At 67.8% G+C, this 11250-nt stretch carries 13 protein-coding genes; 8 read left to right on the forward strand and 5 right to left on the reverse strand.

The genetic code is table 11. From position 1 onward, the window contains the following. Positions 1–4: 4 nt before the first annotated feature. The gene (locus ABDV68_RS07665) at positions 5–1024 is read left to right on the forward strand and encodes a potassium channel family protein (RefSeq protein ID WP_343519196.1); all 1020 of its coding nucleotides are present in this window, start codon (positions 5–7) and stop codon (positions 1022–1024) included. A gap of 3 nt (positions 1025–1027) precedes the next feature. Here ABDV68_RS07665 and ABDV68_RS07670 read toward each other — a convergent pair whose 3' ends face one another. Beyond that, on the reverse strand, positions 1028–1432 hold the full coding sequence (locus tag ABDV68_RS07670) for a DUF1761 domain-containing protein (protein ID WP_343519197.1): 405 nt from the start codon (positions 1430–1432) through the stop codon (positions 1028–1030). Between the two features lie 89 nt (positions 1433–1521). Here ABDV68_RS07670 and rimO point away from each other — a divergent pair, with 89 nt between their 5' ends. Next, positions 1522–2865, forward strand: a complete 1344-nt coding sequence (gene rimO, locus ABDV68_RS07675) for a 30S ribosomal protein S12 methylthiotransferase RimO (RefSeq protein ID WP_343519199.1) — start codon at positions 1522–1524, stop codon at positions 2863–2865. On the opposite strand, the gene ABDV68_RS07680 is transcribed toward rimO, so the two are convergent. Beyond that, positions 2862–3212 carry a hypothetical protein gene (locus tag ABDV68_RS07680; protein ID WP_343519200.1) on the reverse strand — a complete coding sequence of 117 codons (351 nt, stop codon included), beginning with the start codon at positions 3210–3212 and terminating at the stop codon, positions 2862–2864. The two genes, rimO and ABDV68_RS07680, sit on opposite strands and share 4 nt — an antisense overlap. 94 nt (positions 3213–3306) lie before the next feature. Between ABDV68_RS07680 and ABDV68_RS07685 the strand changes: the two genes are divergently transcribed. Further along, positions 3307–4218, forward strand: coding sequence for a hypothetical protein (locus ABDV68_RS07685; RefSeq protein WP_343519201.1), 912 nt, complete (start codon positions 3307–3309; stop codon positions 4216–4218). A gap of 160 nt (positions 4219–4378) precedes the next feature. Next, complete coding sequence (locus tag ABDV68_RS07690; protein WP_343519202.1) at positions 4379–5767, forward strand: leucyl aminopeptidase family protein; 1389 nt, start codon at positions 4379–4381, stop codon at positions 5765–5767. Here the strand turns inward: ABDV68_RS07690 and ABDV68_RS07695 are convergent. After that, positions 5764–6159 (reverse strand): GFA family protein, encoded by a 396-nt coding sequence (locus ABDV68_RS07695; protein WP_343519203.1) that lies wholly within the window; start codon positions 6157–6159, stop codon positions 5764–5766. The genes ABDV68_RS07690 and ABDV68_RS07695 overlap by 4 nt on opposite strands. A gap of 98 nt (positions 6160–6257) precedes the next feature. Between ABDV68_RS07695 and ABDV68_RS07700 the strand changes: the two genes are divergently transcribed. Beyond that, positions 6258–7925, forward strand: coding sequence for a thiamine pyrophosphate-binding protein (locus ABDV68_RS07700; protein ID WP_343519204.1), 1668 nt, complete (start codon positions 6258–6260; stop codon positions 7923–7925). Positions 7926–7928: 3 nt separating this feature from the next. Here ABDV68_RS07700 and ABDV68_RS07705 read toward each other — a convergent pair whose 3' ends face one another. Beyond that, positions 7929–8195: a helix-turn-helix domain-containing protein gene (locus ABDV68_RS07705; protein ID WP_343519205.1), complete on the reverse strand. Its 267-nt coding sequence runs from the start codon at positions 8193–8195 to the stop codon at positions 7929–7931. A gap of 334 nt (positions 8196–8529) precedes the next feature. On the opposite strand from ABDV68_RS07705, the gene ABDV68_RS07710 reads away from it, so the two are divergent. Next, complete coding sequence (locus ABDV68_RS07710; protein ID WP_343519206.1) at positions 8530–9126, forward strand: class I SAM-dependent methyltransferase; 597 nt, start codon at positions 8530–8532, stop codon at positions 9124–9126. Here the strand turns inward: ABDV68_RS07710 and thiS are convergent. Beyond that, positions 9123–10133, reverse strand: a complete 1011-nt coding sequence (thiS, locus tag ABDV68_RS07715; protein WP_343519207.1) for a sulfur carrier protein ThiS — start codon at positions 10131–10133, stop codon at positions 9123–9125. The genes ABDV68_RS07710 and thiS overlap by 4 nt on opposite strands. Before the next feature lie 63 nt (positions 10134–10196). On the opposite strand from thiS, the gene aroQ reads away from it, so the two are divergent. After that, on the forward strand, positions 10197–10631 hold the full coding sequence (aroQ, locus tag ABDV68_RS07720) for a type II 3-dehydroquinate dehydratase (protein WP_343519209.1): 435 nt from the start codon (positions 10197–10199) through the stop codon (positions 10629–10631). A gap of 64 nt (positions 10632–10695) precedes the next feature. Then, complete coding sequence (accB, locus tag ABDV68_RS07725) at positions 10696–11169, forward strand: acetyl-CoA carboxylase biotin carboxyl carrier protein (RefSeq protein WP_343519211.1); 474 nt, start codon at positions 10696–10698, stop codon at positions 11167–11169. The last annotated feature ends 81 nt before the right edge of the window (positions 11170–11250 follow it).

An 11250-nucleotide genomic window follows, 5' to 3' on the forward strand; every position in this document is an offset into this window, starting at 1 on the left:
CTGAATGCGCTTCCTCCCCCACGCCACGCTCAAGCGTAAATCGACCCTCCCCGTCTGGGTCTCGATCAGCTGGCGCGTGCTGGCGGTGGTCGCGCTGCTCGCGCTCGCGATCGGCGTGCACTGGTTCGACCGCGGGGGGCTGCGCGACACCTATGACGGGCATATCAGCTTCGTCGACATCGTCTATTTCACGATGATCTCGATCACCACCACCGGCTATGGCGACATCGCCCCGGTGACCGAGCGCGCGCGCCTGTTCGACGCGCTGGTGGTGACCCCGATCCGCGTCTTCGCGGTGCTGCTGTTCATCGGCACCGCGTATAATTTCGTCCTCAAGCGCACATGGGATAGATGGCGCATGGCCCTGATCCAGCGAAACCTCCACGGCCACATCATCGTGGCCGGCTACGGCACCACCGGCTCGGAGGCGGTCGACGAGCTGATCGCGCGCGGCACCGATCCCGGCCAGATCGTCGTGGTCGACGGCAACACCCAGGCGCTCGAGCGCGCCCGCGAGTGCGGCTGCATCATCCTCCAGGGCGACGCGACGCGCGACCAGACGCTCGAGGATGTCAAGATCGCGCGTGCCCAGTCGATGATCGTCAGCGCCGGCCGCGACGACACCTCGGTGCTGATCACCCTCACCGCGCGCCACCTCGCCCCGCACCTCAGGATCAGCACCGTGGTCAAGGCCGAGGACAATGAGCTCCCCGCCCGCGCCGCCGGCGCCACTACCGTGATCAACCCGGTCAGCTTCGCCGGGCTGCTGCTCGCCAGCTCGTGCAAGAGCCAGCACGTCGCCGACTATATGATGGACCTCGCCTCGATCGAGGGCCCGGTGGCGCTCAGCGAGCGGCCGGTGAACCCCGACGAAGTGGGCCGCCCGCTATCGGCGCTGGCGACCGGCATCGGCCTGCGCCTCTACCGCGGCGGCGAGGCGTTCGGCTTCTTCACCGACGAAGCGAAGGCGCTTCAGGCCGGCGACACGATCGTCGAGGTGATCCGCACCAAGGTGAAGCGCTGACCCTCAGCGCAGCAGCTGAAGCACCACGCCCATCACGCAATAGACCACCACCCAGTATCCGGCGTCGATCAGGAACAGCCGCATCGACATGCGCGAGAACAGGTAGTTCACGCCGATCGAGGTGACGATGAAGCCGAGCGCGATCCCGCCGGCGATCATCACGCTGAGTCCCAGGTCGGGCGCGCCGTACGTGCCGAGCACATGATCGAGCACGAACGACGCGATCAGGTTGAGCGCGAACGCCATGCCGAAGACCAGCGGCATGTTGGCCTTCGCCGCATCCTCCCGCGTGATGCCGCGCTCGGCCATCCACGCCCTGCCGAACAGCGGTCCGTACCACAGCGCGCCGACCGCGAACCCGGCGACCGCCGCCGCCAGCACCGCGAGCCAATGAATCTCGGTTCCCATGCAACCCTCCCCTGCTACACGTGTAGCAGGCTAGCCCAGTTACGGGCCGCTGGCAATTTCCGCAGAAATCGCTATGTGCGCCGCCGATCATGGCAACGCGACTCCCCGAAGCCCCCAAGGTGGGCATGGTGTCGCTCGGCTGTCCCAAGAATCTGGTCGACTCCGAGCGTATCCTGACCAAGCTCCGTTCCGACGGCTATGCCATGTCGGCCGACTATGCCGGCGCCGACGTGGTGCTGGTCAACACCTGCGGCTTCCTCGACAGCGCCAAGGAGGAGAGCCTCGAGGCGATCGGCGAGGCGATCGCGGAGAATGGCCGGGTCATCGTCACCGGCTGCATGGGCAAGGAGGCGGAGGTCATCCGCGCCCGCTTTCCCAATGTCCTGGCGGTCACAGGTGCGCATCAATATGAGGAAGTCGTCGGCGCCGTGCACGACGCCGCGCCGATGCCGCCCAACGCCTTTGTCAATCTCGTGCCGGAGAGCGGGCTCAAGCTCACCCCGCGCCACTACAGCTATCTGAAGATCAGCGAAGGCTGCAACCACCGCTGCTCCTTCTGCATCATCCCGGCGCTGCGCGGCGACCTCGTCAGCCGCCGCCCCGACGCGATCCTGCGCGAGGCGGAGAAGCTGGTCGAAGCCGGCACTAGGGAACTGCTGGTGATCAGCCAGGACACGTCGGCCTATGGCGTCGACATCCGCAAGGAACCGCGGATGTGGAAGGGGCAGGAGATCGTCCCGCACATGACCGATCTCGCCCGCGAACTGGGCAAGATCGCACCGTGGGTGCGGCTCCACTATGTCTACCCCTATCCCCATGTCGACCAGGTCATCCCGCTGATGGCCGAGGGGCTGATTCTCCCCTATCTCGACATCCCCTTCCAGCACGCCAGTCCGTCGGTCCTGCGTACGATGCGCCGGCCGGCGAACGAGGCGAAGGTGCTGGAGCGGCTCAGGAACTGGCGCGGCATCGCGCCCGACATCACGATCCGCTCGACCTTCGTCGTCGGCTTCCCCGGCGAGACCGAGGACGATTTCCAGTATCTGCTCGACTGGCTCGACGAAGCCCAGCTCGACCGCGTCGGCGCGTTCCGCTTCGAGCCGGTCGAGGGCGCGGCGGCCAACGACCTGCCCGGCGCGGTGCCCGAGGAGGTCAAGGAAGAGCGCTACGCCCGCATCATGGAGAAGACCGCCGCGATCAGCGCCGCCAAGCTCCGGGCCAAGGTCGGCCGCACGCTCGAGGTGATCGTCGACGAGCTCGGGGATGCCAAGGAAGGTGGAGGAGGCGCCAACGCGCGCAGCCAGGCGGACGCCCCCGAGATCGACGGCACCGTCTTCCTGCGCGACGCCGGTCACCTGAAGCAGGGCGACATCGTCAAGGTCGAGATCGAGGATGCCGACGATCACGACCTCTACGGCGTGCCGCTGGCCTAGCCTTCGACCGGCGTGTGCTGGTGCGCGGTGAGCCGCCACGCGCCGTCACGACGGACATAGGTCGAACCGATCCACGCGCGGTACGGCGTGCCGTCGCCACGCACCACCCTGGCCTCATAGCCGAGCACCGCGATGTCGTCGCTCGGGCGGTGGGCGAAGGCGCCGCTGATCTCGAGGTCGCGCCACCGCCTGGGATCGTGCGCCGACGCCGCGACGTCGTCCCGCGGATAGACGCCCTGCATCTGGGTGAAGATCAGTACGCAGCGTTCGTCGACATGTTCGCGGAAATAATCCTCGCCCTCGGTCCAGAATCCGCGGTCGATCTCCAGAAGTTCGTCCTGCAGCATGGCAATGCTCCCGTTGCGTCCCGCAGGAGCGAATGAAGGCCGATCCCGTTCCTTCGCGCTTGATCCGTCATCAAGCTCGGCTAGGTCCGTGACGATGCTCGCGCGAAGCCGCCTCGCCTTCCTCGTCCCCGCCTTGTGGCTGGCGCTCACCGGGATCCGGCAGGAAGACGGCATCCGCAGCACGCCGGTCGATCCGCTCACCCTCGCCGACGACGATTTCGCGCGCCATCGCGATCCCGCCGAGTGGCGCGGCCTCGCCGTCACGCAGCTCGAATTCCAGGAGGAACGCGGGACCTGGCGCCTGTTCCGCATCGCCAACACGAAGAAACGCCGCGGCCCGCTCTGGTTCGTGCCCCACGACAACGAGAATGCGGGATTCGAGGCGGCGCTCGCCGGGGTGCGTGCCTATGGCGGCGTAGTGATCGCGGTCGATTCGGGGCTCGCCGAGGACGGCAAGCGCCGCAATGCCGCAGTCGATCGCGGTCGGCCGATCGACCCCAACCGCAATTTCCGCGACGGCTATCCGCGCTACGCCACCACCATCCTCGCCGACTATGCCCGCGGCGCGCGCCCGGTCATCGCGCTGCACACCAACTCGCCCGGCTTCGACACCGGCGCCTCGCACTGCAACCAGTCCGATCGCCCCGGCCGCGGCGAGGTCTCGATCCGCTTCTGCGACGACGTGATGCGGCCCCACCCCTCGCAGGGTCGTGCCTGGCCATTCGACGACGACGACACGCTCGCTTATGTCGCATGGCGCAGCGGCACCTCGCCGGCCGCCGCCTGGTGCGGCCGCGCACTGGCGCGGGCCGGTTTCAACGTCGTGTTCGAGCGGGTGGCGATCAGCGACGGCTCGCTGTCCAACTATGCGCTGCTCCGCGGCCTCGACTATGTGAACTTCGAAACGCAGGAACGTGGCCTCGACCCCGCGCGCCTGGCCGAATCGCGCAACCGCCTGGTCGCGATGATCGATCGCGCGATGGAGCTCTGCGTGGCCCCCGACTGATGCCCATCCCCGAAAGCGCGCTCACCGATCTCCCGCCGCTCGCCTATTGCAAGTTGCGCGAGCAGGTGCGCACCGGCGATCTCGCGATCCCTTCCCGCGCGGCCTGCCCGATGCCGTCCAGAGCTAGCGAAGCCGGCCAACCCCGCCTAGATCATCCGCGATGACCGACCTTTCCCCGCTGCTTCAGCCCGATCGCGGCCAGCCCGCGCAGACCCTCCATCTCGTCCACCCCGACCAATGGACCGAATGGCTCAAGGGGCAGCCGGCGCGCGTGCGCACCGCTGTCGCCGCGCACAAGCTCACCGGCAAGGCGGGTAATCGCGCGGTGCTGCCCGGCGACAAGGACGGCGACTGGTCGATGCTGCTGGTTTGCGACGAAGCCGAGACCTCGCCCTTCCGCATCGCCTCGCTCGGCGAGCAGCTTCCCGCCGGCACTTATCGCCTCGCCGAGGGCGAACCCGGCGCGGCGATGCTCGGCTGGGTGCTCGCCCAGTATCGCTTCGAGCGCTATCGCAAGGACGAGAACCCGGTCGGCCCTCGCACCTTGCTGACGAGCGAGCCCGGGCGGATCGAGGAGACGCTGCGCCTCGCCGCCGCGACCTTCAAGGTGCGCGACCTGGTCAATACCGCCGCGGCCGACATGGGACCGGCCGAGCTCGAGGCCGAGGCGGCGGCGCTCGCCAAGGCGCATGGCGCGACGCTCACCGTCACGCGCGGCGACGCGCTCGAGCAAGGCTATCCGATGATCCACGCCGTCGGCATGGCGGCGGCGCGCGGACGCGAGCCGCGGCTGATCGAGCTCGAATGGGGCGATCCCAGGCATCCGCGCGTCGCGCTGGTCGGCAAGGGGGTGTGCTTCGACACCGGCGGGCTCGACATCAAGCCTTCCGCCGGCATGCGCCTGATGAAGAAGGACATGGGCGGCGCAGCGCACGCGCTCGCGCTGGCCGGGGTGGTGATGGCGCAGCGCCTGCCCGTGCGCCTCCATCTCCTCGTCCCCGCGGTCGAGAATGCGGTCGCTGGCAACGCCTTCCGTCCCGGTGACGTGCTGCGGACGCGCAAGGGACTGACCGTCGAGAACACCAATACCGACGCCGAAGGCCGCCTCATCCTCGGCGACGCGCTGACCCGGGCGGTCGAGGGCAAGCCCGGGCTGATCCTCGATTTCGCCACGCTCACCGGCGCGGCGCGCGTCGCGCTCGGCCCCGAGCTGCCCGCTTTGTTCGCCAATGACGACGGCTTGGCGAACGACCTGCTGGACCATGGCATCGCGCAGAAGGATCCGTTGTGGCGGCTGCCCTTGTGGGACGGCTATGACGAGATGCTGAAGTCCGACATCGCCGATCTGGTCAACGCCGCCGACGGGCCCTTCGCCGGGCCGATCACCGCGGCCCTGTTCCTGCGGCGCTTCGTGCCGAGGGAGATCGCCTGGGCGCATCTCGACCTGTTCGCCTGGCGCCCCACCGCCAAGCCCGGCCGGCCCAAGGGCGGCGACGCGATGAGCCTGCGCGCCGCCTGGACGATGCTCAAGGGCCGCTATGCCGGCTAGTCGTAATGGTCCATGCCCGGCGCATCGACCGTGAGCCAGGCGAACTTGCGCGTCTCGTAGACCGAATAGATCGGCGGACCGAACGCGTGTGGGTCGGCGAACGCGCCCAGTGCGACGGCGATCAGGTCCGGCTCGCTGTCGGCGCTGTACCAGACGGTCGATCCGCAGGTCGCGCAGAAGCGGAAGGTCGCGACGCTGCCCTCATCGCCTCGCCGCTGCCAGGTGGCGGGCTCGCCCGATGTGACGACGTCGGCGGCGGCGAAGCGCGCCTGTGCCGCGAACGCGCTGCCGCTGCGCCGCTGGCATGCCAGGCAATGGCAGACCGAGACCCGGACCGGCTCGCCCGCGCATGCCGCCGTCACCGCGCCGCACTGGCAACTCGCTACATGCATCGCCCGTCTCCCATCGTCACGTCCGACTCTAGCCGCCAACCCCATGGCGCGCCATCGCCCGGCTCGACTTCGCCGCGGCGGGACGCCAAGAAGGCGGCATGACGAACCTCCGCAACGGCGGCCGCATCCTGGTCGACAATCTCGTGGCCCAGGGCTGCGACCGCATCTTCCACGTCCCCGGCGAAAGCTTCCTCGCGGTGCTCGACGCGCTGCACGACACGCCGCAGGTCGATCTCGTCACCTGCCGGCAGGAAGGCGGCGCGGCGTTCATGGCCTGCGCCGACGGGGCGATGACCGGCAGGCCCGGGGTGTGCTTCGTGACGCGCGGCCCGGGCGCGACCAACGCCAGCATCGGGGTCCATGTCGCGCTGCAGGATTCGCAGCCGATGCTGCTCTTCATCGGCGACGTCGACCGCTCGATGCGAGACCGCGAAGGTTTCCAGGAAGTTGACTTCCCCGCCATGTTCACCCCCCTCGCCAAATGGGCGACGCGGATCGAGGACGCGCGTCGCATCCCCGAATATATCGCCCGTGCCTGGAACGTCGCGATCAGCGGCCGCCCCGGCCCGGTGGTGATCGCCCTTCCCGAGGACATGCTGCTCGACGAGGTCGAGGCAGTGGATCGGCCCCACCTCAAGAGGGCGTGGCAGGCCGCTGACTATGTCGGCATCGAGAGCATCCTATCGACCCTGCGCGAGGCCGAACGGCCGATCGCGATCGTCGGCGGAGCCGGGTGGACCCTCGAAGCCGGCCGCGACTTCAACGCCTTCGCCGAAGCGCTCGACCTTCCCGTAGCAGCCGCATTTCGCCGGCAGGATGCCATTTCGAACCAGTCGCCGGTGTGGGCCGGCAATCTCGGCTATGGACCGAATCCCAAACTGGTCGACCGAATCAGGAACGCCGACCTTCTACTGGTCGTCGGTGCTCGTCTCGGCGAGGCGACGACTGATGGTTATTCGCTGATCACTCCCCACCACCCGGGTCAGAAGCTGATTCATATCCACCCTGACCCCAACGAGCTCGATCGCGTCTATCGCACCGACATGGCGCTGTGCGCGCCGTGCGGCGAGTTCGCCGAGGCCGCGCGTCATTGCGTCACCGACCCCCATGACGACGAACCATTGCCGATCTTCGCCGGCACCGAAGCCCATGCCGAATGGCTCGATTGGTCCACCCCCAAACCCCGCGAAGGCGTCACGCTCGACCTCGGCCAGTGCGTCGCCGCGATGCGCAAGCGGCTCCGGCCCGACCAGGCGATCATCTGCAACGGCGCGGGCAACTTCTCGAGCTGGTGGCACCGCTACTGGCACTATGGCGCGCAACCCTCGCAGCTCGCACCCACCGCCGGCGCGATGGGCTATGGCACGCCCGCCGCGGTCGCCGCGGCGCTGCGCCATCCGGAGAAGCTCGCCATCGCGCTCGCCGGCGACGGGGATTTCCTGATGAACGGACAGGAGCTCGCCACCGCGATCCAGCATGGCGCCAACATGCTCGTGCTGGTCATCGACAATGGCGCCTATGGCACGATCCGCATGCACCAGGAGCGCGAGTTCCCCGCGCGCCTCTCCGGCACCACGCTGCACAATCCGGATTTCGCCGCGCTCGGCCGCGCTTATGGCTGCTGGGCGGAGACCGTCGAGCGCACCGGGGAGTTCGCGCCCGCGCTCGATCGTGCGCTGGCGCAGGACGGCGTGCGCCTGCTGCACCTCAAGACCGATGTGGAGTTCATCACCCCCGGCACCACGATCACCGCGATCCGGGGCTAGCGCCTAAGCCGCGACTAGCGAGCGCTTCTCCGCCATCGCCGCGGTGATCGCCTCGCCGGCCCAGCGATCGCACAGGCCGACCGAACGGGCAAAGGCCTTGACGAAGCCCTTGGCGTAGATGCGCCCTGGGATCACGTCGAACCGCTCGGCCTCGATCGCGACGAGATAGCGGATCGGCACGCGCGTCACGGCGGCGACCTGCTCGATGGTCATCTCGCGTTCGAGTCGCGCCCGCGCGAGCGCGTCGCCAAGGCTGCCGCGCGGTTCCATGCGCCACTCGCCTTGCGCGAAGGGAAGAACTGGATGCTCTGCGACCACGTTTATGTTCATTGAGTCGAGCCCCCCGGATGGCTGACCATGTGCCGGGAAACCGCCCCGGAAAGACAGGATAATGCACAGCGAAGGTTAACGAGTCGAATCAACCCATCCACGAAAAAGGGCCACTTCCCGCAGGAAACGACCCTAATGCCGAATTCATACCGTTTTGTGTCAATTGCCCCACCCAGCGTACCCCATTTGCCCCATGACATAGCCGGCGCAGCTTGGCTTTGACTTGCCCGCGCGTTCGCGCATGATCACGGCCTGAAGAACAGGGGGATGCGGCATGCCCGATCGTATCGCCGAACTGTATCAGCGCCATGCGCTCGCGTTCGACGCCGCGCGCCGTCGCAGCTTCCTCGAGCGCGCTTGGTTCGACCGCTTCATCCACCGCATCCCGCGCGGCGGAGAGATCCTCGACCTGGGCTGCGGCGGCGGCGAGCCGGTCGCGCGCTACCTGGTCGACCGCGGCTACCAGCTCACCGGCGTCGATATCGCGCCATCGATGATCAAGCTCGCTCGCACCCGCTTTTCCCGCCATCGCTGGATCGAAGGGGACATTCGCAAGTTCGGAGCGGAATCGAACGCCTATGACGGCATCATCGCCTGGAGCAGCCTGTTCCACCTCGACGCGGAAGCGCAGGCGAAGCTGATCGCGCGCATCGCGATCTGGCTCAAGCGCGGCGGCGTCGCGCTCTTCAACACCGGGCCCGCGGACGGCATCGCGATCGGCGAGCTCGAGGGCGAGGAGCTGTTCCACGCCAGCCTCGCTCCCGGCGAGTACCGTGCCCTGTTCGCCCGAAGCGGTCTCGCCGAGATCGCGCACCGGATCGAGGACCCCGATTGCGGCGGCATGACCGTGTGGCTGGTGGGGAAGGTCTAGATCAGCCCCGCCAGCGGGCTCGACGGATCGGCATAACGCCGTTTGCCCATGCGGCCCGCGAGGTAGGCGAGTCGTCCGCTCTCGACCGCGAGTTTCATCGCGCGCGCCATCCGGATCGGATCCTTGGCTTCGGCGATCGCGGTGTTCATCAGCACGCCGTCACAACCCAGCTCCATCGCCACCGCCGCGTCGCTCGCGGTGCCGACTCCCGCGTCGACCAGCACCGGCACCTTCGCGCCCTCGACGATCAGCCGGATCGTGACGAGATTCTGGATGCCCAGCCCCGAGCCGATCGGCGCGCCGAGCGGCATGATCGCCACCGCGCCGGCATCTTCAAGCCGCTTTGCCGCGATCGGATCATCGACGCAATAGACCATCGGCTTGAAGCCTTCGTTGGCGAGGGTTTCGGTGGCACGAAGAGTCTCGACCATGTCGGGATAGAGCGTCCTGGCCTCGCCCAGCACCTCGAGCTTGACCAGCTCCCAGCCTCCCGCCTCGCGCGCCAGCCGCAGCGTGCGGATCGCGCTCTCAGCGTCGAAGCAGCCCGCGGTGTTGGGCAGGTAGGTGATCTTCTTGGGATCGATGTAATCGGTCAGCATCGGCGCGTTGGGATCGCTGACGTTGACCCGGCGCACCGCGACGGTGACGATCTCCGCGCCCGACGCCTCGACCGCCGCCGCGTTCTGCTCGAAATCCTTGTACTTGCCGGTCCCTACGATCAGCCGCGAGCGGAAGGTCTTGCCGGCGACTGACCAGCTGTCCTCGTCGAGCGGCCGCGCATGGTCCCCGCCTCCGACGAAATGCACGATCTCGATCTCGTCGCCGTCCTCGACCCGCACTTGCGCCAGCGTCGAACGTGGCACCACCTCCAGGTTGCGCTCGACCGCCACCTTCTCCGGCACCAGTCCCAGCTCGCTCGCCAGCTGCGCGAGGGTGATCCCGCCCGCGACGCGGCGGTGCTCGCCATTGACCGTGATCGTGATGGTGCCGTCGCTGTGAGTCTGCATGCTGGTCCTTTCGCTCGGGCGCGATATAGGGGCTTGCGCGAAAGCTCAAATGCGGGAGTCGGCATGCCGGATACGATTTACGTACTCAACGGCCCCAATCTGAACCTGCTCGGCACGCGCGAGCCGGAAATCTACGGCGCGGACACGCTCGACGACATCGCCGGCATGCTCGAGGACCGCGCCCGCGAGCTCGACCTCGCGATCGACATGCGCCAGTCGAATCACGAGGGTCATCTGATCGACTGGATGCACGAAGCGCAGGCGCGCGACGCGAAGGCGATCCTGCTCAATTCGGGCGCCTATACCCATACCTCGCTGGCGCTGTACGACTGCATCCGCTCGATCCGCACGCCGGTGATCGAAGTCCATATCTCCAACCCGCACGCGCGCGAGGAGTATCGCCGCCACAGCTATGTCGGCATGGCGGCAAAGGGAACCGTCGCCGGTTTCGGCGCGCTTTCCTATCTTCTTGCGCTTGAAGCCGCGGCGCGTCTCTGACACAGGGTCCGTTTCCAGGCGGGCCGAGATAAATGAAAGGCGCGCTTCCGAATTTCGAGGTCGCATGAGCGAAGACAACAAAGGGAACATGCACGTGGACATCGAGCTGGTGCGCCAGCTCGCCGCAGTGCTCGACGAAACCAATCTGACCGAGATCGAGGTCGAGGACGGCGACCGCAAGGTCCGCGTCGCGCGCAAGGTCAGCGCCGCGCCGGTCGCCTATGCCGCACCCGTCGCCACGGCGCCGGCCGCCGCAGTGCCCGTCACGATGCCGTCCGATCCCGCCACGATCACCCCCGCGCACGAGAATGCGGTCAAGTCGCCGATGGTCGGCACCGCCTATCTCGCCGCAGAGCCGGGCGCCAAGCCGTTCATCGCGGTCGGCCAGCAGGTCAAGGCCGGCGACACGCTGATCATCGTCGAGGCGATGAAGGTGATGAACCCGATCGCCGCGCCGCACGGCGGCACGGTCAAGGCGATCCTGATCGAGAACGGCCAGCCGGTCGAGTTCGACCAGCCGCTCGTCGTGGTTGAATGACCCCTGCCTTTTCCCCGTCGTTCGTGCTGAGCTTGTCGAAGCATGGTTCGCGGGCACGCCCTTCGACAAGCTCAGGGCGAA

This window comes from Sphingomonas sp., assembly GCF_039595165.1.
Classification (GTDB): Bacteria; Pseudomonadota; Alphaproteobacteria; order Sphingomonadales; family Sphingomonadaceae; genus Sphingomonas.

Excerpts from the sequence above, each read along its gene's own strand:
- ABDV68_RS07665 (WP_343519196.1), top strand. The coding sequence starts at position 5 with ATGCGCTTCCTCCCCCACGCCACGCTCAAGCGTAAATCGACCCTCCCC.
- ABDV68_RS07670 (WP_343519197.1), bottom strand. The coding sequence starts at position 1,432 with ATGGGAACCGAGATTCATTGGCTCGCGGTGCTGGCGGCGGCGGTCGCC.
- rimO (WP_343519199.1), top strand. The coding sequence starts at position 1,522 with ATGGCAACGCGACTCCCCGAAGCCCCCAAGGTGGGCATGGTGTCGCTC.
- ABDV68_RS07680 (WP_343519200.1), bottom strand. The coding sequence starts at position 3,212 with ATGCTGCAGGACGAACTTCTGGAGATCGACCGCGGATTCTGGACCGAG.
- ABDV68_RS07685 (WP_343519201.1), top strand. The coding sequence starts at position 3,307 with ATGCTCGCGCGAAGCCGCCTCGCCTTCCTCGTCCCCGCCTTGTGGCTG.
- ABDV68_RS07690 (WP_343519202.1), top strand. The coding sequence starts at position 4,379 with ATGACCGACCTTTCCCCGCTGCTTCAGCCCGATCGCGGCCAGCCCGCG.
- ABDV68_RS07695 (WP_343519203.1), bottom strand. The coding sequence starts at position 6,159 with ATGCATGTAGCGAGTTGCCAGTGCGGCGCGGTGACGGCGGCATGCGCG.
- ABDV68_RS07700 (WP_343519204.1), top strand. The coding sequence starts at position 6,258 with ATGACGAACCTCCGCAACGGCGGCCGCATCCTGGTCGACAATCTCGTG.
- ABDV68_RS07705 (WP_343519205.1), bottom strand. The coding sequence starts at position 8,195 with ATGGAACCGCGCGGCAGCCTTGGCGACGCGCTCGCGCGGGCGCGACTC.
- ABDV68_RS07710 (WP_343519206.1), top strand. The coding sequence starts at position 8,530 with ATGCCCGATCGTATCGCCGAACTGTATCAGCGCCATGCGCTCGCGTTC.
- thiS (WP_343519207.1), bottom strand. The coding sequence starts at position 10,133 with ATGCAGACTCACAGCGACGGCACCATCACGATCACGGTCAATGGCGAG.
- aroQ (WP_343519209.1), top strand. The coding sequence starts at position 10,197 with ATGCCGGATACGATTTACGTACTCAACGGCCCCAATCTGAACCTGCTC.
- accB (WP_343519211.1), top strand. The coding sequence starts at position 10,696 with ATGAGCGAAGACAACAAAGGGAACATGCACGTGGACATCGAGCTGGTG.